Annotated in this window: 21 protein-coding genes; 14 read left to right on the forward strand and 7 right to left on the reverse strand. The window is 35.6% G+C overall.

Going from position 1 to position 23,689, the window contains the following annotated elements; genetic code table 11:
- Together ACRASX_RS07095 and ACRASX_RS07100 are read left to right on the forward strand one after the other, a co-directional pair.
- On the forward strand, positions 1–687 hold the full coding sequence (locus ACRASX_RS07095) for a YjjG family noncanonical pyrimidine nucleotidase (protein WP_432222899.1): 687 nt from the start codon (positions 1–3) through the stop codon (positions 685–687).
- A 2-nt stretch (positions 688–689) separates the two neighbouring features.
- Positions 690–1,469 (forward strand): hypothetical protein, encoded by a 780-nt coding sequence (locus tag ACRASX_RS07100; RefSeq protein WP_432222900.1) that lies wholly within the window; start codon positions 690–692, stop codon positions 1,467–1,469.
- Positions 1,470–1,477: 8 nt separating this feature from the next.
- On the opposite strand, the gene ACRASX_RS07105 is transcribed toward ACRASX_RS07100, so the two are convergent.
- Positions 1,478–2,755 carry a replication-associated recombination protein A gene (locus ACRASX_RS07105; protein WP_432223075.1) on the reverse strand — a complete coding sequence of 426 codons (1,278 nt, stop codon included), beginning with the start codon at positions 2,753–2,755 and terminating at the stop codon, positions 1,478–1,480.
- 198 nt (positions 2,756–2,953) lie between these two features.
- Here ACRASX_RS07105 and ACRASX_RS07110 point away from each other — a divergent pair, with 198 nt between their 5' ends.
- Entirely contained in the window at positions 2,954–3,715 is a 762-nt protein-coding gene (locus tag ACRASX_RS07110) for a rhomboid family intramembrane serine protease (RefSeq protein ID WP_432222901.1), read from the forward strand.
- Positions 3,716–3,867: 152 nt separating this feature from the next.
- On the opposite strand, the gene rlmB is transcribed toward ACRASX_RS07110, so the two are convergent.
- From rlmB to ACRASX_RS07140, 6 genes are all read right to left on the reverse strand, one after another.
- Positions 3,868–4,602, reverse strand: coding sequence for a 23S rRNA (guanosine(2251)-2'-O)-methyltransferase RlmB (gene rlmB, locus ACRASX_RS07115; RefSeq protein WP_066313202.1), 735 nt, complete (start codon positions 4,600–4,602; stop codon positions 3,868–3,870).
- 66 nt (positions 4,603–4,668) lie between these two features.
- On the reverse strand, positions 4,669–6,042 hold the full coding sequence (locus tag ACRASX_RS07120) for a SusD/RagB family nutrient-binding outer membrane lipoprotein (protein ID WP_432222902.1): 1,374 nt from the start codon (positions 6,040–6,042) through the stop codon (positions 4,669–4,671).
- A gap of 16 nt (positions 6,043–6,058) precedes the next feature.
- Complete coding sequence (locus ACRASX_RS07125) at positions 6,059–9,109, reverse strand: SusC/RagA family TonB-linked outer membrane protein (RefSeq protein ID WP_432222903.1); 3,051 nt, start codon at positions 9,107–9,109, stop codon at positions 6,059–6,061.
- Between the two features lie 479 nt (positions 9,110–9,588).
- Complete coding sequence (locus ACRASX_RS07130) at positions 9,589–11,172, reverse strand: SusD/RagB family nutrient-binding outer membrane lipoprotein (RefSeq protein ID WP_432222904.1); 1,584 nt, start codon at positions 11,170–11,172, stop codon at positions 9,589–9,591.
- A 12-nt stretch (positions 11,173–11,184) separates the two neighbouring features.
- The gene (locus tag ACRASX_RS07135; protein WP_432222905.1) at positions 11,185–14,316 is read right to left on the reverse strand and encodes a SusC/RagA family TonB-linked outer membrane protein; all 3,132 of its coding nucleotides are present in this window, start codon (positions 14,314–14,316) and stop codon (positions 11,185–11,187) included.
- 84 nt (positions 14,317–14,400) lie between these two features.
- Positions 14,401–16,095, reverse strand: a complete 1,695-nt coding sequence (locus ACRASX_RS07140; protein WP_432222906.1) for a hypothetical protein — start codon at positions 16,093–16,095, stop codon at positions 14,401–14,403.
- 179 nt (positions 16,096–16,274) lie between these two features.
- On the opposite strand from ACRASX_RS07140, the gene rpsL reads away from it, so the two are divergent.
- The 11 genes from rpsL (at position 16,275) to rpsC (ending at position 23,680) form a co-directional block, all read left to right on the forward strand.
- Complete coding sequence (rpsL, locus tag ACRASX_RS07145) at positions 16,275–16,658, forward strand: 30S ribosomal protein S12 (protein WP_066313210.1); 384 nt, start codon at positions 16,275–16,277, stop codon at positions 16,656–16,658.
- A 71-nt stretch (positions 16,659–16,729) separates the two neighbouring features.
- Complete coding sequence (gene rpsG / locus ACRASX_RS07150) at positions 16,730–17,206, forward strand: 30S ribosomal protein S7 (RefSeq protein ID WP_007803600.1); 477 nt, start codon at positions 16,730–16,732, stop codon at positions 17,204–17,206.
- Positions 17,207–17,211: 5 nt separating this feature from the next.
- Positions 17,212–19,368, forward strand: coding sequence for an elongation factor G (gene fusA, locus ACRASX_RS07155; RefSeq protein ID WP_066313217.1), 2,157 nt, complete (start codon positions 17,212–17,214; stop codon positions 19,366–19,368).
- A gap of 10 nt (positions 19,369–19,378) precedes the next feature.
- On the forward strand, positions 19,379–19,684 hold the full coding sequence (gene rpsJ / locus ACRASX_RS07160; protein ID WP_007803605.1) for a 30S ribosomal protein S10: 306 nt from the start codon (positions 19,379–19,381) through the stop codon (positions 19,682–19,684).
- Between the two features lie 157 nt (positions 19,685–19,841).
- Positions 19,842–20,459: a 50S ribosomal protein L3 gene (rplC, locus tag ACRASX_RS07165; protein ID WP_066313221.1), complete on the forward strand. Its 618-nt coding sequence runs from the start codon at positions 19,842–19,844 to the stop codon at positions 20,457–20,459.
- The gene (gene rplD / locus ACRASX_RS07170; protein WP_432222907.1) at positions 20,459–21,088 is read left to right on the forward strand and encodes a 50S ribosomal protein L4; all 630 of its coding nucleotides are present in this window, start codon (positions 20,459–20,461) and stop codon (positions 21,086–21,088) included. Before rplC ends, rplD begins: the two co-directional genes overlap by 1 nt.
- Positions 21,089–21,095: 7 nt before the next feature.
- On the forward strand, positions 21,096–21,386 hold the full coding sequence (gene rplW / locus ACRASX_RS07175) for a 50S ribosomal protein L23 (protein ID WP_066313225.1): 291 nt from the start codon (positions 21,096–21,098) through the stop codon (positions 21,384–21,386).
- Positions 21,387–21,395: 9 nt separating this feature from the next.
- Positions 21,396–22,220 carry a 50S ribosomal protein L2 gene (gene rplB / locus ACRASX_RS07180; RefSeq protein WP_066313226.1) on the forward strand — a complete coding sequence of 275 codons (825 nt, stop codon included), beginning with the start codon at positions 21,396–21,398 and terminating at the stop codon, positions 22,218–22,220.
- Between the two features lie 6 nt (positions 22,221–22,226).
- The gene (gene rpsS, locus ACRASX_RS07185) at positions 22,227–22,505 is read left to right on the forward strand and encodes a 30S ribosomal protein S19 (protein ID WP_007136562.1); all 279 of its coding nucleotides are present in this window, start codon (positions 22,227–22,229) and stop codon (positions 22,503–22,505) included.
- A gap of 6 nt (positions 22,506–22,511) precedes the next feature.
- On the forward strand, positions 22,512–22,925 hold the full coding sequence (gene rplV / locus ACRASX_RS07190) for a 50S ribosomal protein L22 (RefSeq protein ID WP_432222908.1): 414 nt from the start codon (positions 22,512–22,514) through the stop codon (positions 22,923–22,925).
- Between the two features lie 5 nt (positions 22,926–22,930).
- Positions 22,931–23,680, forward strand: a complete 750-nt coding sequence (rpsC, locus tag ACRASX_RS07195; protein ID WP_066313231.1) for a 30S ribosomal protein S3 — start codon at positions 22,931–22,933, stop codon at positions 23,678–23,680.
- Positions 23,681–23,689 lie beyond the last annotated feature (9 nt).

Below are 23,689 nucleotides of genomic sequence, written 5' to 3' on the forward strand. Positions count from 1 at the left end.
ATGAAAAATACTATAACAGATGTCTTTTTTGACTTAGATCACACACTTTGGGATTTTGACAAAAACTCAGAGCTCGCTTTTGATATGATTTTTAAAGAAGCACATCCCACTGTTTCAACGACTGCTTTTATCGAAAAATATGTACCAATCAATCAAGCGTGTTGGCAATTGTATCAAAACGATAAAATTACACATCACGAATTGCGGTACAATAGGCTCAAGCATTCTTTTGATGCCATAAATTATAGTATGTCTGATGAACAAATTCATCAGATGGCAAAGGATTATATTGAATATTTACCACTGTACAACCATCTCTTCGACGGAACGATAGAAATATTAGAATACCTGCAGTCAAAGTATACCTTGCATATTATTACAAATGGTTTTGCGGAAGTACAATACAAGAAAATGACAAGCTCAGCAATCATACAGTATTTTGAAACAATTACTAATTCTGAAATGGCAGGTGTTAAGAAACCCAATCCAATTATTTTTGACTACGCAGTCTCTTCGGCGAAAGCCAATAAAGAAACATCGTTGATGATTGGAGATTCATTAGAAGCCGACGTTCTTGGCGCTATAAATGCAGGAATGCACGCTATTTTTTTTAACGAAAAAAGCATACAAGTAAATCAAGATATTAAACAAATAAATCATTTATTAGAACTTAAAAACTATTTATAATTATGAAAACCAAATTCCTCTTTGCGTTTGTTTTATTTTCAACTTATTGTTTTTCGCAATCAATCAATGATTATAAAGCCGTTATTGTGCCTCTAAAATTTGATTTTATTAAAACGGATAATCAATATCGTTTGGCTACGTTGACTAAATTTAATCTTGAAAAAGCAGGTTTCACTGCTTTTTACGCTAACGAAGAGTTACCGCAACAATATACGGCGCAACGTTGCGATTTATTAAATGTAAATGTCGTTCGTGATAATGCTTTTTTAATAACTAAATTATACGTAGAATTTAAAGATTGCTATGGTAAAGTAGTGTATACTTCTGAAATTGGAAAAAGTAAAACCAAAGAATATGAACCGGCTTACAAAGAAGCTTTAGATGGCGCTTTCGTTTCTGTAAATGAATTAAATTATGCGTACAATGGTACGGTAAACAAGAGTGAAGTTGGAAAAAAGCAAACAACTGTGCAAGCCACAGCAATTGCAGCAACTGCTGTAACGAGTGCAAAAGCGGTTGAAAGTTCAGTTCCTATGAGTACGATTAACTCCAATACAAATAGTGTTGATGTTTTATATGCGCAGCCCACAGAAACGGGCTATCAACTTATTGATAAAACGCCAAAACTGGTCATGAAGTTAATGAAAACATCGCAACCTGACTCATTTATTGCAATTAAAGATGGCGTTCAAGGTTCACTAATAAATAAGAACAACCAGTGGTTTTTTGAATATTATAAGGATGATAAATTGGTTTCAGAGCCAATTTCAGTAAAATTTTAGTAGATCAACTAATACTTGTACTTTCCTTTCCAACGGTTCTTTAAAAATTCACGGTTGCTATTCTCTCTAGAATTGTTGCCGGGATTATAAAGAACCGTTTCTTTTATAGCATCGGGTAAAAATTCTTGTTCAGCAAAATTATTAGCATAATCATGCGAGTATTTGTAAGTGTCTCCATATCCTAATTCTTTCATTAATTTGGTTGGCGCATTTCTCAAATGAATGGGAACGGCTAAGTCTCCTGTTTGTTTTACCAATTGCTGTGCGGTGCCAATTGCTACATACGAAGCATTGCTTTTTGGGGAAGTAGCCAAGTAAATGGCACATTGACTTAGAATGATGCGACTTTCGGGATAGCCAATAATGGCTACTGCTTGAAATGTACTATTGGCCATTATAAAAGCCGTTGGGTTGGCATTTCCGATATCTTCGCTTGATAAGATCAACATTCTACGCGCAATAAATTTCACATCTTCACCACCTTCTATCATGCGCGCTAACCAATATACAGCCCCATTAGGGTCACTTCCACGGATGGATTTAATAAAAGCCGAAACAATATCATAATGTTGTTCGCCGGTTTTATCGTACAGTACGGTGTTTTGCTGTACTAATTCAAATACCCGATCGTTGGTAATTACCACTGTGTCTTCAGAAGAAGCGTTGATGACCAACTCAAAAATATTAAGTAATTTTCTACCATCTCCGCCAGACAAGCGGAGTAAGGCCTCTGTTTCTTTTAATTCAATTTTTTTAGAAGCTAATTCTTTGTCAGTTTTAATCGCACGATGCAACAAAGCTTCCAAATCAGACTTGCTAAACGCATTTAAGATATATACTTGACAGCGTGATAATAGTGCAGGAATCACCTCAAAACTTGGGTTTTCGGTCGTTGCTCCAATCAAAGTGATCCAACCTTTTTCTACCGCAGCCAAAAGCGAATCTTGTTGTGATTTGCTAAAGCGGTGAATTTCATCTATAAATAAAATCGGATTTTTAGTTGTAAATAATCCGCCACTTTGTTTGGCTTTTTCAATGACATCACGAATGTCTTTTACACCCGAATTAATGGCACTCAAAATATAAAAGGGTCGTTTGGACTCTTGAGCAATAATCTGCGCTAAAGTCGTTTTTCCAGTTCCGGGTGGTCCCCAAAAAATTAAAGACGGAATTATTCCTTTGGCAATTTGCTGAGTCAAAGATCCGTTTGGTCCAACTAAATGTGATTGGCTAATGTATTCTTCTAAAGTTTGAGGTCGAATTCGTTCTGCAAGTGGTGCTTCCATCATACAAAACTACTATTTTTTTGGAGCATTTTCCAGCTGTCCATTGTATCTTTTTTAGTCTTCGAAAAAGAAGACTAAAAAAGGATGCCATTTCCATCTGGGCTAGTCACTTTTCAAAATCAGGTTTTCTGCTGTCAATACGTCGCATTTCTTTTTTGGACTTGTTTTTGTTATCTTGATGACACATTTGTTTGTATTATGAACGACGATCAATTTAAGTTTTCCAATTCAGTTATTGCCTTACCACTTTTTTTTGTGCTCGTACTTTGGGTAGTGTACTGGTTGCAAATTCGATTCGATTTTGATTTTTTCGATAACGGAATTTACCCAAGAACGTTGTCTGGTTTTCAAGGTGTTTTGTTTAGTCCGTTTATTCACTCCGACTTAAACCATTTATACAATAACTCGATTCCGCTTCTGGTCTTGCTCGCGGCCCTTCGTTATTTTTATCCCAAACAAACTTTTTCGGTAGTTGTCTTTGGCATTTTACTATCAGGAGTTTTAACATGGTTAATTGGTAGAACTAGTTACCACATTGGTGCCAGTGGATTAATCTATGTGTTGGTTAGTTTTATTTTTTTTAAAGGAATTCAAACGCGCTATTACCGATTGGTTGCCTTATCATTATCGGTTATCGTGCTGTATGGAGGAATGATTTGGTATGTTTTTCCGGAAATAGACAATTCTATTTCTTGGGAAGGTCATCTTTCTGGCTTTGTTGTAGGCTTGGCGCTGTCGTTGCTTTATGAGTTGCCTGAATATAAAAAAGCAGTCGTTTACGAATGGCAAAAGCCAGATTTCAATCCAGAGGCAGATGTTTTTATGCGTCAGTTTGATGAAGACGGTAATTTTGCCAATCTACCAAGTCCAGAAGAAGATCTAAGAGTGGAGGAGAAGCCCAAAACCTATTTTGTTTCCAATTACCAAACTAATTACGAAATAACTAAAAAAAAGTTATAGTCTCTATTTCAATCAATAAAAAAGCACGAACTTATAGTTCGTGCTTTTTGCTAATTTATTTTTAAGAATTATTTTTCACAAATTTTTATTCGTGATAATTTTCATTTTAAATACACATTTATTGCAATTATGAAATGAAAGAATTGATCCTATTATTTTCTTTGTCTAACTGCTTCATATAAAAATGCACCACAAGCAACAGAAACATTTAGAGAACCTATTGTTCCAAACATTGGTAATTTTGCTTTTTCATCTACAATTTTAAGTACCGAAGGATTGATTCCACGATCTTCAGACCCCATTATAATGGCAACTCCTTCAGTTAAATCAATGTCGTAAATACTGTCTTCCGTTCTTTCAGTAGCTGCAACAGTTTTTATTCCAGAACCCTGTAAATAAAAAACAGCATCTTTAATATGTTCTACTTTACAGATAGGAACATTAAATACGGCTCCAGCTGATGTTTTTACCGTATCACCATTTACAGGTGCAGAACCCGTTTTTTGAACGATAATTCCATTTACCCCAGTACATTCTGCAGTTCTAATGATTGCACCAAAATTACGTGCATCCGAAAGCTGATCTAATATAAGAAAAAGTGGTTTTTTATTCGCTTCTAAAGTAGATTCTACTAAATCCTCTAAACTTATAAATCCAATAGGAGAAATAGTTGCTACTGCACCTTGATGGTTATTTGGAGTTAAACGATTTAGTTTTTCTACAGGAACATAAGAAAAATTAACGCTTGCACGTTTCATCACTTTCATTAAGTCTTTCATCAATTCGCCAGAAGCTTCTTTCTGAATGAATACTTTATCTACGTCTTTTCCAGCCTGAATCGCTTCAATGATCGCTCTGATTCCAAATATTTGATGTTCTTTTTCCATGGTGCAAATATATAAAAAAAACCACCAGCTTTTAACTGGTGGTTTTAGTATTATAGTTGGAGACGATTATTTATCCCACCATAAAGGACTAGTTACGTTACTTACTACAGTTGCGTTACTATTGTACTGTCTTTCTTCAACAGGCGTTGGAAGTCTAACTGGAATAACTTTTGTATTCGATGACTGGTTGGGTACCAAGGAAGGGAATCCAGTTCTTCGGTAGTCGTTAAATGGCTCCATTGTTAAGAAAAGCGCGATATATTTTTGTTGCATAATAGTAGCTAAATTAACAGTAGCAGTAGCAGCTGTTAAAAAGGCTGGTGTGGCATCTGTTCCTGTAATTTTTAAAACTGAAGCAGTAACAGCTTGCTCTAATGATTGCTTAGCATTTTGACCCAGTCTAAATTTAGCTTCAGCTTCAATAAACTTAGCTTCTGAATACGATACAATTCCTATTGCTGAAGTTGGAGCTGCATAAGCAGAGCCAATATAAGAAGTTGTTGTGGTGCTTTGATTGTCTGCAGCATTACCAACATAATTACCAGCACCATTTTTAGCGATAGAAAATGCTAATCTTGGATCGCTACTAGTAGTAAGGTAGTCAACAAAATATTTACCGGTTTTTAAATAGTTTGTACGATCTTCGTTGAAAGCATACCATTGGTTAAGACCATTTGCAGTGCCGGGAAAAAATGTATTTGCGTCATCATCGTTAGAGCTTATACCTGACATTGTGATGTAGTCTAACGCTTTTTGAGCTGCATTTGTATCCACTTGAGAGAGTCGTAAGGCATATCTTGCTTTTAAAACGTAAGCAATTTTAATCCACTTTTGCGTATCACCACCAAAAATAAAATCTTCATCACCTGGAACTGATGTATTGCTTGCTGCAGGTTTCTTTAGATTAAGTATAGCTGCATCTAAAGTTGACTGTAATCGCTGATAGATTTCTTCTTGAGTATTATATTTTGGTGCTTTGATGCCTTCTTCTGCTCTAAATGCTTCGTCGTAAGGAACATCACCCCACATGTCAGTAGCATATCCTAGGTTTAACGCAGTTAGAACTTGTCCAATTCCATTATAATGTGGGTAATTTTCAGCAAAATCGCGTGACAAAATATGTCCGCTAATTAATGTTGTTCCAAAAATAGCGTTCCATTCGTTAGTTACATCATTTTCTGTAATTACATACTCTGCTATTGGCCCCATCTGTCCAACATCTGTTCCAGCCAACTGTTGTGTGAAAATGTTAGCATTTCGAATTAAACCACTTGTATGTGTGGCAAAAGTCGAAACTTCCATAGCAGACAAAAGTAAAGATGGAGTTGTAGTTGTCGGTGAATTTGGATTTTCGTTAAAATTATCTAATTCTGTTTGACAGCTTGCAAGTAGTCCAATGCCAAGCACTGCTACAAGCATACTTTTTATATGTTTTTTCATTTTTATATATTTTAGTTTAAAAACCTACTTTTAGGCTCATGATGAATGATTTGCTACCTGGGTTGTTAAAGTAATCTAGTCCGTTGATTCTTGAACCAGCACCAGTTAAGCTAGTTTCTGGGTCAACACCTTTGTAATTTGTGTCCAAAAACAAGTTTCTTCCTGTAAATGCTATTTGTGCATTATTAATTGCTGGAAATCTTTTAACATTGAAATCGTAGCTCAAGGTAACATCACGTAATCTAACCCAATTAACATCAGTAACTGCTTCTTCTGCAGCTCCTCCACCATCTCCCAAATATTTTCTAAAATAGTCTTTTGCACTTATAGCAATATCATTAGGACTTCCATCTGCTTTAACGCCTTCAATAATGTAGGTACGCTCTCTATCGGCAGATTGTTCTGAAATACCGAAGTTATGTAACCTCGCTAATGTTCCGTTATAAACTGCTCCGCCACGCCTAACATCTATAAATGCAGACAATGTAATACCTTTGTAAGCAAATGTATTTCTAAATCCACCGGTCCAGTTTGGAGCAGAGTTTCCTAAGTTACCAGTTTCATCTGCAATAACAGCTAGACCGTTAGAACCTATTATTTTTTGACCATTATCGTCGCGTGCCCATTTTGTGCCGTAGAAGCTACCTAGTGGCTGACCTTTCACCGCATAGTATCCGATTGACGCAAAAGCTGATTCAACAGAAACCTCTGTTAATCCTCCAGAAATATCGATAACCTTGTTCTCGTTTTTAGCCCAATTTAAATTAATGTTCCACTGAAACGGATTCGATTTTTGAAAAATATCGTAGCCAAGTTCAACTTCAATACCTTTATTTACTAATTCTGCAGCATTTCTATAATCTGTTCCAAATCCAGATGATTGTGGTAGAGGAACATTAATCAATAGATCTTTGGAAGTTTTATGGTACAAACTAATATCTGCGGACAATCTATTGTCAATAAATTTTGTACTCAAACCAAGATCATGACCCAATACTCTTTCGGGCTTTAGGTTTTGATTTCCTAATGTACCTGAAACAGTCATTCCGTTTATTCCATCGTATGGAAAACTTAAGCCGTCGGTAAAACCGTCTGTCATAAATGGCTGAGAATAGGTACTAATTGTAGCATAAGCTCTTGGTGCAATACCTACTTCACCGTAACCATAGCTTAGCTTTACATAATTGTTAAGATCAAATGTGTTAGAAGCTATCCAAGCTGCTGTTCCAGAAGGAAATATAGCACTGTTTACGTTTGTTCCATAAGTGGAAGACCACTCTTTACGAACAGTACCCGCTAGAAAAATTTGATCCTTGATATCAAATTCTACCTGAGCAAATACAGCTCTTGATATCGTATTAGCTTCATAATTGGAGGCATAAAGTTCTGTAGCGTTGCTTAAATTGTACAGTCCTCTTACAGCAAGATCTCTACCTCTAGAATATAAACTAAGATACTGAGATGAACGTAAATTAAGACCAGCAGTATAGTTGATTTGTAGCCATTCTGTTTTAAGTGGTATCAAACCAGTTGCTAATAAATCTCCGTAAAATTCTTTATTGTTGATACTGTTAAATGAAACCTCGCCAATTCCTCCTGCATTGTTCGCAGATACTGCAAATATTTGCTTGCGTGCGTCAGAATACGCATCAATACCACCTTTTGCAGTTAGAGCCAACCACTGAGCATGCTTGTATGTAAGGTAAATGTTGCCTAAGACACGGTTAACATCACTTGTTGCAGGATTTTCATTTACAGTGAAATACGGGTTATCATAAGAGCTAAAATAGTTTTTATTATTTCCTTCTTCATCAATGTAATCTCTTAAATCGTAGTTTGGGACAGATCTAAGCAAACTTAACATGACACCAGATACGTTACTTCCGTTTTGAACCAAAGTATTTGTTGTACGTGTATATTGCATACTAGCTCCAGCTTTCCAACTGTCACTTAAGTTTAAGTCTCCAACGAGTCTAATTGTATTGCGTTTTAATCCTGTTTCCGGTACCATTCCTGTTTGAGACAAGTTTCCGTAAGAAGTTCTAAATGTCGCTTTCTCATTACCACCATAGAAAGCAATATTATTATTGTGTGTAATACCTTCTTGAAAAAAATTTCCGACGTTGTCATATACAGGTATTCCTAAAGCAGCAGCAGTAGGACCCCAACTTTGAGGAGTACTTGGTGCTATCGCAGTAGCAGTTGCACTGGTGCCCTGAACGTATTTTGATTGTCTTGCAGGTAATTGACTTACTTTGTCAATAGCTAAAGATGTGCTAAAGTCAATTCCTAAGCCTCTTTGTGCTCTACCTTTTTTTGTTGTGTAAATAACTACGCCATTTCCTGCTCTTGCGCCATACAAAGCAGCGGCAGCTGGTCCTTTCAGAATTGTTACACTTTCAATATCGTTTGGATTGATGTCCAAAGCTCTGTTAGAGTTGTTAATCCCAGATAAGTTTGCGTTAAACGGATTGTCACCTGCAGATGTTTGATCAGTACTATTATCAATTGGTATTCCATCGACTACAATTAGAGGATCAGTTGATCCTGTAATTGTGTTTAGGCCTCTTATAATAATTTTACTAGAGGCGCCTGGAGTTCCACCAGAACCTACAATTTGCACACCAGCAGCTTTTCCTGCTAATGCTTGAATAAGATTTTGTTCACCTGATTTCGTAATTTCGTCTCCGCTTACTTTTGATACTGCGTATCCAAGTTTTTTCTCGTCTTTTTTAATTCCGAGAGCCGTCACCACAACTCCTTCAAGCTCTACTGACTCATCCTTTAGACTGACATTTAAATTAGTTGAATTGGCCATTATTTCCTGGCTTTTCATCCCAATATAGCTAAATATCAAGATTTGGCTTGATGTTGCTTTAATGGAAAATTTTCCATCAAAGTCAGTTTGTGATCCAGTTTTAGTTCCTTTTACTAATACACTCACGCCTGGTAATGGCATTCCTGAATTATCGGAAACATTTCCTGAAACAACTCTTTCTTGCGCAAAAGCAACTTGCGTCAAAAGTGCCAATAGTAGCACTAAGAATCCATTGAACTTTAGTTTCATTTTTAAATTTTTTGAATTAGTTCTTATAAATGTCATAATAATTTCTTAACAGACCTAATTTTATACAAATTTTAACAAGTATAATGGTGTTTTCATTTCGTTGTTACTAAAAAACGCACTGTTTTTGACACTTTATAACTTATTACTAAAACTGTAAAAAGTGTTCTGATAAATTAAATCACATCGTTAATTAACTGCATTTTTGAGGTAAAAATTAAAATTGAAAAATCATTACTGGATGAAATAAATTATTTATTTGCTTTTGCTATGTTAGGAAATTTTAATGTTGGAGGAATTTGAAATGAATTGGAGATCATAACACAAGAGATAATGAAAGTCCATAATCTGTATTTAAACAGTCAGTTGGCTTTAGTTTTTGCAATTTCAATGGCAAAGAGCTGTTGTTTTATTGTAAATAGTTGTATAAAAAAAACCACCAGCTTTCGCTGGTGGTTTCTAAATATAATTTGTGAATTAAATTAGTTTTTATCCCAAATTAACTTTGTATCTAATTTGTCACCACCAATAGCGGCAGCAGCAGCAGTTACATTTTCACCATTAATTTGCTCTAAATTTACTGGGTAAGTAAATCTTGCTGGGATAGCTGTCAATTTGCTTAAGGCTTCAAATGTGTACGTAGTCACTCCGTCAATAGGTGTGTTCAGTTTGTATGTTCCTCCTGGTTGAAGAAGAGTGTTTGGATATCCAGTTCTTCTGTACTCTGCATATGCTTCATAAGGTTGCATGAATAAAGCGATGTATTTTTGAGTAAGTACATTCTCCTTATTAGCTATTGCTAAACTTGCAACGTAAGAAGTAATTTTAGCTGCATCTACTCCCCAACGTTCCATAGAAGCTGTAACACCTTTTTTGTAGTTAGCAATGTTCCAATTGTCATTTTCAGATAACAAGAACTCTACTTCAGCATATTCCATCAAGATCTCTGTGTAATCTTGTTTCAAAACGTTTGAACTCCAGAATGAAGTACCAACTTTTTGACCAGCAGTTTGAGCACTAGTTATACCGTAAGGCATACCAACATACTGAGTTAAATCATCAGTTTCTAGGTAATCTTTTGTCTTAATTTTGGTAGTTGAAGCCGTTTTTGGAGCTGCAAACTTTTGCAACCTTGGATCAACTCCAAAAGATGTGCTTAAGTTTCCTTTTAATAAATCAACAAAAGTGTTCGTAATCCCAAAGTCACTTCTTTTTCCAAGGAAAAATTCATCGTAAAAAGGACTTGGATTAACGTCATTTGCTTCATATTTTAGACCAACGTTGTCAGCGTTAGAAGTCATTACTCCTTCAGCTATAGCTTCAGCAATATGTGTTTCAGCGCCTGGCACTACACCTTTAACTCTATTAGCTATACGCAATCTCAATGAATTTGCAAATTTCTTAAGCTTTCCTGGACTGTTGAATAATTGGTCTCCATTCGTAAAAACTTTATCTTCTGTAGTTACGATCATTGCTGACGCTTCTTTCAGTTCCTTCATAAGATCGGTGTAGATCTTTACTTGAGAAGCAAATTTTGGTTTTTCAAATCCTTCTATCAATTGTAAAGCTTGAAAATCAGCATCTTTATTTCCGTAAGAATAATAAGGAACGTCTCCATAAGCATCAACTAATTGTAAAAAAGTGTACGCCAACATAACTCTTGCTGCAGCAATTTGGTTATTGTTTTTTCCGTAAGCAGAATTTATATCTCTCGTAGCCGGATCTGTGTTCAGATCAATCACTGTTTTGAAATCCTTTGCTACTAAATAGTAGTCACGGTACAAATTTTGATTTGTACCCTCTCTAAATTGAAATCTATCTTCTTCAGTATAGTTTCTTTGAGCTGAATACTGTACCCACGGCAATGCCATTCTTCCAGAAGAAAAACTTCCTCTTGAATTGTCCATAAGGTAAACCGAAGCATCGTTAAAGAATGCGTAAGCGGGAATATTGTCGACAGCAGGAGCATTAGGGTTTTTATTTATTTCCTCTAATTGATCAGAACAACTTACAGTAGTTGTAAGTAATGCTGTAATTGATAATATTGATATAAGTAATTTTTTCATCTTGATTTTTTTTTAGAATTTAAATTCTACATTCATACCGTAAGTTCTGGTTGATGGTAGAGAACCTCCTTCAAGACCTTGAGTGTTACCACTACCATAAGAAGCCATCTCTGGATCCATTCCTTTCCAATCTAATCCCCATGCAAATAAATTTCTAGCAAAGAATGAGAATTTAATGTCAGTGAATAATGAACCTGTAATTTCTCTAGGGATGTTGTAACCAAGTGTAAATTCTCTTAATTTTACGTAGCTCGCATCAAAAACATTCAACGCATCAACACCACCGTAGTGATTTTTAGCGTAATCTTGACCTGCTAAAACAGTAGTGTTTTTAGTTCCGTCTGCATAAACACCATCTAAAACTATTCCGTTTTCTCTAAGATCGTTAGCAACTGATTCTTCTAACATACCAGAGTACATTCCCCACATGTGAGTAGTTGAGAAATAATTACCTCCTTTTTGAATGTCAATTAAGAACCCTAAACTTAAGTTTTTGTATTTAAATGCATTTCTAATACCCATATTGTATTCTGGAGTAATAGTACCTAATGATTTTCTTTTTGATGCGATGTAAGCACCATCTTCATCTATTATTTTGTTTCCTTTGTCGTCATAAGTAAAGTCCGTTCCGTAAATCTGGCCGTAAGGTTGTCCAGTTACTGCTAATAATGTAGCTCGGAAAGGGGCACTACCAATGATTAACTCATTAAGACCTGGAGACAATTCAAGTAATTTATTCTCATTTTTAGCAAAGTTCCAAGTAAGGTCCCATCTAAAATCTTCTGTTCTTATTGGGTTAACAGTTACTGTAGCTTCGATACCTTTATTTTGTAATTTACCAGCATTTTTTAATGCGAAAGTATAACCCACTGATGGATCAACTTGAACTGGAGTAATTAAATCAGTCGTAAGTACATCATAATAAGTAACATCTAGTCCAACTCTTCTGTTGAATAAGCTTAATTCTAGACCAACTTCTTTTGTTGTTTTTAATTCAGGAACTAAATCAGGGTTTGAAGCTGTATTTGGTTGACTGTATCTAATGTCATCTTGAAAAGGAGTGTCAGCTAAACCATCAAAAGATAATCTATATGGCGTTGTAGCATTTCCTGCTTGAGCCCATCCTCCTCTAATTTTACCATAATTTAACCAATCTACGTTAGTCAATTCAGAGAAAACGAAACTTCCAGTTACAGAAGCGTAATTAACATCTTTATTTACTGTACTAAACCAGTCATTTCTATCAGTAACTTCTAAGAATAAGAAATCATCGTATCCTAGTGAAAGAAATCCGTAAACACTATTTGTTCTCGTTTTCTCTTCGTAGTTTATAGCTTTAGCTGAATTTGCACTGTTAGATAAGTTGTAAATATTTGGAAGAACTAATCCACCAACTGTTTCTCCAGTTACTCTACTTAAATTATAGCTTCTTCTGTTAACCCCAGCAAATGTATTAACACTAAATTTGTCGAATCTTTTGTCATAATGCAAACGACCTTCATAGTTAAAATCTGTCAAAGTTCTTGCGCTAGTTGTAAAGCTAGAAGTGGCTTGTGATCCAATTGCCACTCTTTCGTTAATATTTAAAGAGTAAGTGTCTCCGTAAACGTTACCTACAGCGTAAAAGTCTGGTGTGAATTTGTACGTTATTTTTCCATTACCATACACTCTGTTTCTTGTGTCAGCAGATGTGTTCTCATTGATAATCCAGTATGGGTTATCTGAATAAGCTGGCGTTCCGTCGGTAGCAGAAATTCTATTCCATGATCTTTGTCCTCCGTTAGCTAGTTTGTAATCTTTCAGTTTGTTGAAGTCTAATTGTCTTTGACCCCACTGAAAGAATTTTTGAGCTAATCCATTATCTCCATATCCAACTTCTGGTCTGTTAAAACCTCTCGTTTGAACATAAGTCATCATCCCTTCAACTTTAAGTTTTTCTGATAGTTGCGCATTAGCATTTACAGATAAAGTATTCTTAGTTAAAGTAGAATTTGGAACTATACCTTCCGTTTTTTGGTTGGCATATGAAAATCTAACACCTGAATCTTGACTTGATTTTGTGAATGATATAGAGTTATTTCTAGTAATCCCTGTATTAAAGAATGATCTTACGTCATTTGGAGATGCTATCCAAGATGTTTCTTTAAGATAATCATTAGCAAATTCTGGATCAAACGCGTTCCAAGGAAGGTACTTTAAATTATTGTCAAATTTTGGTCCCCAGCTTTCATCAACAGAATAGTCAGCAACGTTATATATTCTTCCATTGATAGTTTCTGTTTCAAAAGTTTCTGCCGATCCACCACCATATGAATTTTGAAGTTGTGGCATAATGTAAACACTTTCAAATGTAATTCCACTATTGATTGCTATTTCAGCTTTACCACTACCTTTTTTAGCAGATTTTGTTGTGTATAGAATTGCACCATTACCAGCTCTGTTTCCGTAAAGAGCCGCTGCTGGTCCACCTTTTAACACAGTAACTGATTCGATGTCATCTGGATTAATATCAGCAGAAGCATCACCATAATCTCTACCTCCAGCACCTCTTTGAGTACTTGTAGTATTATAGTTTCCGTTATCCAAAGGAATACCGTCTACTACGATTAATGGTCTGTTTTCTCCTGTAGTTGACCCAATACCTCTTAAAATGATTCTAGTTGAACCTCCCATTGTAGAAGGTGAAGTAACTTGCAAACCTGCAACATTTCCAGAAAGAGCTGAAACCGCATTGTTTGTTCCTCCTTCACTAAGAACGTCTCCTTTTAGATCTTGCGCAGCATATCCAAGAGATTTTTTCTCTCTTTTAATACCTAATGCTGTTGTTACTACTACGCTTTCAAGTTCCATTGCATCTGGTGCAAGAACTACGTTAGCTGTAGTAGCAGAAGCAGCTACTTCTTTAGTTTTCATTCCAATGTAAGTAAATACCAATACTTGACTTGGGGTTGCTTTAATGGAATATTTTCCATCAAAATCTGATTGAGTCCCGGTTTGCGTTCCTTTAATTAACACACTTACACCTGGTAAAGGCATTCCTGTGTCGTCAGAAACAATTCCCGAAACAATTCTTTCTTGCGCAAAAGTAATTTGCGTCATTAGCGCCAATAGGAGCACTAATAGTCCTTTGAACTTTAGTTTCATTTTTAAATATTTTGAATTAGTTCCACAAAACTCACAATTATCTGTTAAGTAACCTAATTTTTAAAAAGCTTTTTTTTTATTAACTCAAAATTTAACATTATAACAGATGTTTAAGATTGTGTTATATAATTCAATTTTCTCGTTGCCGCTGCTGCCATTCGCTAAAGATATTTTTACGATATTACTTTTAGTTTTTAAATTAATTTCGATGCCAAAACTTTTTAGAGTTTTCTGATTTCCTCTACTCATATTTACGGTTCTATCTTCGTAAACACCGAAGTCTAGTACTGAATTCAGATAAAGGTTTGAGTTTACAATATATAAATATTCCGTAGTTATGTACGATACATAGTTTGCTTGAATACTGTTTTCTGAAAATCCTCTTATGGATTTTACACCCCCAAAGCGATAGAGTTCATTTGTTAAATAATTGTTACTTATTAACAAATAATTTAAATTTCTAAGTCCAAAGTAGTTTTTGGGATTAATTGTAAAAGTGTACGAAAAATCAGTTTTAAAGTTTTTTTGCGTACTTTTTGATTTGTTTGTTGTCCTGACGCCGTAGCCAACGTCTAAGTCTAGACTCGTATTGTTGTTTAAAAAGGAATCGTTATCTCTTTGCTTGATGTACGTATAATTTAACGAATTGAATTTGCTTTGATAGTCCTTGATTATGCTCGAGTTTATGTTTTGTATGTTGCTCGACTGCGTTGTTTGATGCTGTAGTTTTATTTTGGAGTCGAGATTTATAATATAACCTACAGTTGCGGCTATTTTAGTGGTTTGAAAGGTGCTGTCTTGTGTAAAAATGTTCAATACTCCTTTGATGAGAAATGGAGTTCCGAAAACAAAAGGAATTTCCAATTGAGTGTCAAAAGTTTTCCGTTCTTTCCCATCGTTTTTCCAATACAGTGAAAACTCCTCTCCGGCGTGCATGATGTTCTCCAGTTGAATATCCAAGTAGCCATTCAAGCGGAGTTTTTTATTTTCGTCTGTGTTAAATCCAATGTAACCATCGAAGTTGCTTGAATTTTGTTTTTCTAGGTAGGTGTATATTAGTGTTGAATCTTTTTTGAATAAAGCTTCTGGATGTTTTGTACTTGTGACGAAGCTTATTGCACTAAGTGTTTTGTTTATTTTTTCAATATTTTTTTTGGTATATTCTCTTCCGACAAATTTCTTAGATATAAATTTTTGGTACGCTTTAGGGAGTGTATTTGATTTTTGTGGATCTGAAAAATTGTAAGTTATAGCATTTATAATTCTTGTCTGCTCTGATTTAATTATCAATTCGGCTATGAGATAATTTTTTCTCTGCTGTATATTCTCTAGTTTAATTTTTGTAAATGGTTTTCCCAGAGCGGCCAACTCGTTGTACTTTAATTGCAAATATTGATCAATTTTTGGATACGGAATAAGTACAGTGTCGTTGATGCCTTTAGTAAACAGTAATTTTATTTCCTCTTTATTTCGGCCAATGTATATGTGTATATTTTTTATTTGATTATTAAGGTTGATTTTGTAATATAAAGTGTCTTTGGTCGAGGTGGGATTAAATGAGATCTCATTGTTTATGTAGCCAAGTTGAAGTAATTTGTTCGTTAATGCTGTAACTTCTTTTGTTGCCGTTTGCGCGTTGAATTGAATTTTACTGTATTGTAATGAGTCAATAATTTTAGTTTCTTCCGCTGTTTTGCCAGAAACAGTTAAAATGATGCTTTGAGCTGAAATCGGAGCAGTCAGCAGGAATATAATTAAGGTTTTGAGGATTGTTTTCAAGTTCCATTTTAATTTCAATAAAAGTAGTATTTTTTTTATTTCTACTGAAATAAATAGGAATATCAAATAATTGTATTGAAAATTAATGTTTTAACGTTTGTCAAGTAAAAAATATTTTCTACATTTGCAACCCCGTAAAAAGCGGGAATTAAATATCATAATAATTTTTAGTATTAATTATGCCAACAATTCAACAATTAGTAAGAACAGGAAGAACTCAGATGACTAAGAAGAGTAAATCGGTTGCTTTAGATTCTTGTCCTCAAAGAAGAGGGGTTTGTACGCGTGTTTACACTACTACACCAAAAAAACCAAACTCTGCAATGCGTAAAGTAGCGCGTGTACGTTTGACAAATGGTAATGAAGTGAATGCTTACATCCCTGGAGAAGGACACAATCTACAAGAGCACTCGATAGTATTAGTTAGGGGTGGAAGGGTAAAAGATTTACCAGGAGTTAGATATCACATCGTTCGTGGTGCGCTTGATACATCAGGTGTAGCAGGAAGAACGCAAAGGAGATCTAAGTATGGTGCAAAACGCCCAAAAGAAGTAAAAAAGTAATTTAAAGTTTGCATCATAGAAACACGATATATTGTGAGTTTATAGATGTTTAATTTTGTTAAAACAAAGACATGAGAAAAAGAGCGGCAAAGAAAAGACCACTTTTACCAGACCCAAGGTTTAATGACCAATTAGTTACACGTTTCGTGAATAACTTAATGTGGGACGGTAAGAAATCTACAGCTTTTAAAGTATTTTATGATGCAATTGACATTATAGAGTCTAAAAAGCAAGATTCAGAAAAATCATCTTTGGAAATTTGGAAAGATGCACTTACAAACGTTATGCCTCACGTAGAAGTACGTAGCCGTAGAGTTGGTGGAGCTACATTTCAAATTCCAATGCAAATTAGACCAGATCGTAAGATTTCTATGGCAATGAAGTGGTTGATACTTTATTCTAGAAGAAGAAACGAAAAATCTATGGCACAACGTTTAGCGTCTGAGTGTTTAGCTGCGGCTAAAGAAGAAGGAGCTGCGGTTAAGAAAAGAATGGATACTCACAAAATGGCAGAAGCTAACAAAGCTTTCTCTCACTTTAGATTTTAATCGAGATGGCTAGAGATTTAAAATATACAAGAAACATTGGAATTGCGGCTCACATTGATGCAGGTAAAACTACAACAACAGAGCGTATTCTTTTCTATACAGGAAAAAACCACAAACTAGGTGAGACTCACGAAGGTTCTGCAACAATGGACTGGATGGCTCAAGAGCAGGAAAGAGGTATTACAATTACTTCTGCTGCGACGACTTGTGAATGGAATTTCCCTTCAAAACAAGGTAAAGCGTTACCGGAATCTATTCCGTATCACTTTAACATTATCGATACACCAGGACACGTTGACTTTACAGTTGAAGTGAATCGTTCGTTGCGTGTACTTGATGGTTTAGTTTTCTTGTTTAGTGCAGTTGATGGTGTAGAACCTCAATCTGAAACTAACTGGAGGCTTGCAGATCAGTACCGTGTGCCGCGTATGGGATTCGTTAACAAAATGGACCGTCAAGGATCTAACTTTTTAGCTGTTTGTCAGCAAGTTAGAGATATGTTGAAGTCTAATGCAGTTGCGATTACTTTGCCTATTGGTGATGAGCAAGATTTTAGAGGAGTTGTGGATTTAGTGAAAAATCAAGCTATTGTATGGCATGATGAAAACCATGGTGCAACTTACGACATTGTTGCTATTCCTGAAGATATGATCGAAGAGGTAAAACAATACCGTTCGGCATTAATCGAAGCAGTAGCAGATTACGATGAAAATCTTTTGGATAAGTATATGGAAGATGAAACTTCTATTACTGAAGAAGAAATCAACAATGCTTTAAGAGCAGCTACTATTGATATGGCGATTATCCCAATGCTTTGTGGATCGTCGTTTAAAAATAAGGGGGTTCAGTTTTTATTAGATGCAGTTTGTAAATACTTGCCATCTCCAATGGAGAAAGAAGGTATTTGGGGAATTCATCCTGATGATGCTGAATTGCTAGAAGAAGATCAAACGAAAATTTTACGTAAACCATCGGTTACTGAACCATTCGCTGCTTTAGCTTTTAAAATTGCTACTGACCCTTTCGTAGGTCGTTTAGCATTTTTCCGTGCTTATTCAGGACGTTTGGATGCAGGTTCTTATATCTTGAACACTCGTTCAGGAAACAAAGAGCGTATTTCTCGTATTTACCAAATGCATGCTAATAAGCAAAACCCAATCGATTATATCGAGGCTGGTGATATTGGTGCGGCAGTTGGATTTAAGGACATTAAGACTGGAGATACAATGTGTGATGAAAAGCACCCAATTATTCTTGAGTCAATGAAGTTTCCTGCGCCAGTTATTGGTGTTGCAATTGAGCCTAAAACTAAGGTTGATGTAGATAAAATGGGTATGGCTTTGGCTAAATTAGCTGAAGAAGATCCTACGTTTACAGTTAGAACTGATGAGGCTTCAGGGCAAACAATTATATCAGGTATGGGTGAGCTTCACTTAGATGTGCTTATTGATCGTATGAGACGTGAGTTTAAAGTTGAAGTGAATCAAGGTGAGCCTCAAGTTGAATACAAAGAAGCATTTACAAGAGCGGCACAACATAGAGAGACGTACAAGAAACAATCTGGAGGTCGTGGTAAATTCGGTGATATCGTATTTACATTAGAACCTGCTGATGAAGTAGATGGTAAAGCTCCAGTTGGATTGCAATTTGTTAATGCGGTAAAAGGTGGTAACGTTCCTAAAGAATATATCCCATCTGTTGAAAAAGGTTTTAGAGAAGCTATGAAAACAGGTCCTTTAGCTGGATACCAAGTAGATAGTTTGAAAGTAACTTTAACAGACGGATCTTTCCACCCTGTCGATTCAGATGCATTGTCTTTTGAATTAGCTGCAAGAATGGGATACAGAGAAGTGGCTAAGGCTGCAGGTGCTGTTATTCTTGAGCCTATCATGAAGATGGAAGTTATTACACCAGAAGAAAACATGGGAGATATCGTAGGTGATATCAACCGTCGTAGAGGTCAGGTTAATGACATGGGTGACAGAAATGGTGCGAAAACAATTAAAGCAGATGTGCCTTTATCTGAAATGTTTGGTTATGTAACTACATTACGAACATTGTCATCAGGTAGAGCTACTTCTACAATGGAGTTTTCTCACTACGCAGAAACACCTTCAAATATTTCGGAAGCTGTAATTAAAAAAGCAAAAGGAAACGCTTAATCTTAAGAAAATGAGTCAAAAAATCAGAATAAAACTAAAGTCTTACGATCATATGTTGGTTGATAAATCAGCAGAGAAGATTGTAAAAACGGTAAAAACTACCGGTGCGGTTGTAACTGGACCAATTCCATTGCCAACTCACAAAAAACTGTTCACTGTTTTGCGTTCACCTCACGTAAACAAAAAAGCAAGAGAGCAGTTTGAAGTAATGTCATACAAGAGATTAATTGACATTTATTCATCTTCATCTAAAACTATCGATGCTTTAATGAAACTTGAATTGCCAAGTGGAGTTGAAGTTGAAATTAAAGTTTAAGTAAATTTAAGAGTAAAAAAAGGACGCTGCTTTTAACTAAAAAATATTTTTTTGTTTTGTGTGTAAATAAGTTATACTTTTGCACCACTAAAAAAAAATAGGATTTGGCTAAAAGCTGCGTTCTATATTTATATTTAATAATTAATAATTAATATTTATGTCTGGGTTAATTGGTAAAAAAATCGGCATGACTAGCATTTTCGACGAGAACGGGAAAAATATTCCTTGTACAGTAATCGAAGCTGGTCCTTGTGTTGTTACCCAAGTCAGAACCAAAGGTGTTGACGGGTACGAAGCGTTGCAACTTGGTTTCGATGACAAAAACGAGAAACATTCCACTAAAGCGGCTGTAGGTCACTTTAAAAAAGCTGGAACTGTAGCTAAGAAAAAAGTCATTGAATTCAAGAATTTTGCGACAGAACAAAAATTAGGAGATCTTGTAGATGTTACTATGTTTGTTGAAGGAGAATTTGTAGATATACAAGGTGTGTCTAAAGGTAAAGGTTTTCAGGGGGTTGTAAAGCGTCACGGTTTTGGTGGTGTTGGTCAAGCAACTCACGGTCAACATAACCGTTTAAGAGCACCAGGTTCTGTAGGGGCTTCATCTTATCCATCTAGAGTATTCAAAGGAATGCGTATGGCTGGACGTATGGGAGGAGTAAATGTAAACGTTCAAAACCTTAGAGTTTTAAAAGTAGTTACTGAAAAGAATCTACTTCTTGTTAAAGGATGCGTTCCTGGGCATAATAACTCTTATGTAATCATTCACAAGTAATGGAAGTAAAAGTATTAGATTTCAACGGAAAAGATACTGGCAGAAAAGTTCAACTTTCTGATTCAGTATTCGCAATTGAGCCAAACAATCACGCAGTATACCTTGATGTTAAACAATATTTAGCAAATCAAAGACAAGGAACGCACAAAGCTAAGGAAAGAGCTGAAGTTGCTGGTAGTACACGTAAGATTAAAAAGCAAAAAGGAACTGGTACTGCTCGTGCGGGTAGTATTAAAAATCCATTGTTTAAAGGTGGTGGAACAATTTTCGGACCAAGACCAAGAAGCTATTCATTCAAATTGAATAAAGGCGTAAAGAGATTGGCAAGAAAATCAGCTTTCTCAATTAAAGCAAAAGAGGCGAATATCATCGTTCTTGAAGACTTTAATTTTGATGCACCAAACACTAAAAACTTCATTAACGTTTTGAAGGCTTTAGGTTTAGAGAATAAAAAATCGCTATTTGTGTTGGGAGAGTCAAATAAAAATGTATATTTGTCCTCACGCAATTTAAAGGCGTCTAATGTTGTAAGTAGTTCAGAATTAAGTACTTATGCAATATTAAATGCTAATAACTTAGTGTTTTTAGAGGGTTCTTTAGAAGGAATTGAAGAAAATTTAAGCAAATAATAGGAATATGAGTATTATTATTAGACCTATAGTAACAGAAAAAGTAACCAAAGAAAGTGAAGTTTTGAATCGCTTCGGGTTTGTTGTTGATAGAAAAGCGAACAAAATACAAATTAAGAAAGCTATTGAAGCTGCTTATGGAGTAACTATTTTGAGTGTGAATACTATTAATGTAAGACCAGATAGATCGACAAAATACACTAAAAGTGGTTTGATCAGTGGAAAGACGAATGCAATTAAGAAAGCAATTGTTCAAGTACAAGCAGGAGAAACAATTGATTTTTACAACAATATCTAAGATAGAAAAATGTCAGTAAGAAAATTAAAACCTATTACCCCAGGTCAGCGATTTAGAGTTGTGAATGGTTATGACGCCATTACAACTGATAAGCCGGAACGCTCTTTGATAGCGCCGATAAAAAACTCTGGAGGTAGAAATAGTCAAGGAAAGATGACCATGCGTTATACGGGTGGTGGTCACAAGCAGAGATATCGTATTATTGATTTCAAAAGAACTAAGGAAGGAATTCCTGCAACTGTGAAGTCTATTGAATACGATCCAAATCGTACTGCTTTTATCGCTTTGTTGGCGTATGCTGATGGAGAGAAAACATATGTTATCGCTCAAAATGGTTTAAAAGTTGGTCAGAAATTAGTTTCTGGTCCAGAAGCACAACCTGAGATTGGTAATACATTGCCTTTAAGTAGAATCCCTTTAGGAACTGTTATCTCATGTATTGAGTTGCGTCCAGGTCAAGGAGCAGTTATTGCTCGTTCGGCAGGTACATTTGCTCAGTTAATGGCAAGAGATGGTAAATACGCTACGCTTAAAATGCCGTCGGGTGAAACAAGATTGATCTTGTTAACTTGTGCTGCTACAATTGGAGCGGTTTCTAATTCAGATCACCAATTAGTAGTATCTGGTAAAGCAGGTAGAACTAGATGGTTAGGAAGAAGACCTAGAACAAGACCTGTTGCAATGAACCCTGTTGATCACCCAATGGGTGGTGGAGAAGGACGTTCTTCTGGTGGACATCCACGTTCAAGAAATGGAATACCAGCAAAAGGTTATAGAACTCGTTCTAAGAAAAACCCGAGTAACAAGTATATCGTAGAACGTAGAAAGAAATAATAAGATATGGCACGTTCATTAAAAAAAGGACCTTTTGTTCATTATAAGTTAGACAAGAAAGTTCAAGAAAACATTGCAGGTGGAAATAAGGGAGTAGTAAAGACTTGGTCTCGTGCTTCTATGATTACTCCAGACTTTGTTGGGCAAACTATCGCAGTTCATAACGGTCGTCAATTTGTACCTGTTTACGTTACAGAAAACATGGTAGGACACAAATTAGGAGAATTTTCACCAACTAGATCTTTTAGAGGTCATGCTGGAGCAAAAAATAAAGGTAAAAAATAAGAAGCAATGGGAGTTCGTAAAAGAGAAACAGCAGATGCGAGAAAAGAGGCTAATAAGTCTATTGCTTTCGCAAAATTGAATAACTGCCCTACTTCACCTAGAAAAATGCGCTTAGTAGCGGACTTGGTAAGAGGTCAGAAGGTAGAAAGAGCACTTAACATCTTAAGATTTAGTTCAAAAGAAGCTTCAAGAAAATTAGAGAAACTAGTATTATCTGCAATCAACAACTGGGAGCAGAAAAATAGTGAAGGTAATTTAGAAGAAGCTGGATTATTTATTAAGGAGATCAGAGTAGATGGTGGAATGATGTTGAAAAGACTTCGTCCAGCTCCACAAGGTCGTGCACACAGAATAAGAAAACGTTCTAATCACGTAACAATCGTGCTTGGAGCTATCAATAACATACAAAGCAATTCTTAAGCAGCATGGGACAAAAGACAAATCCAATTGGAAATAGACTTGGTATCATCAGAGGATGGGACTCAAACTGGTATGGTGGAAATGATTACGGTGATAAATTAGCCGAAGATCACAAAATCAGAAAGTATATCCATGCTCGTTTATCAAAAGCTAGTGTATCAAAAGTAATCATCGAGAGAACTCTTAAACTTGTAACCGTTACTATCACTACTGCTAGACCTGGTATTATTATTGGAAAAGGTGGACAAGAGGTAGACAAGTTAAAAGAAGAACTTAAGAAGATTACTGACAAAGAGGTTCAGATTAACATCTTTGAAATCAAAAGACCTGAGTTAGATGCTTATCTAGTTGCGACTAGCATCGCTCGTCAAATCGAAAGCCGTATTTCTTACAGACGTGCAATCAAAATGGCTATTGCTGCTTCTATGCGTATGAACGCGGAAGGTATCAAAGTTTTGATTTCTGGTCGTTTGAATGGTGCTGAGATGGCACGTTCTGAAGGATTCAAAGAAGGTAGAATTCCTCTATCAACTTTCAGAGCTGATATTGATTATGCACTTGCTGAGGCGCATACTACTTATGGTAGAATGGGAATCAAGGTGTGGATCATGAAAGGTGAAGTTTATGGAAAGAGAGATCTTTCTCCGCTTGCTGGAATGGACAAAAAACAATCTGGTGGTGGTAAAGGTGGAGATGCTAGAGGCAAATCTAACTTTAATAAAGGTGGAAAACCAGACGCTCGTAAACGAAAGTAATTTTTAAAC

The sequence above is a fragment of the Flavobacterium sp. TMP13 genome, assembly GCF_050847115.1.
Taxonomy (GTDB): domain Bacteria; phylum Bacteroidota; class Bacteroidia; order Flavobacteriales; family Flavobacteriaceae; genus Flavobacterium.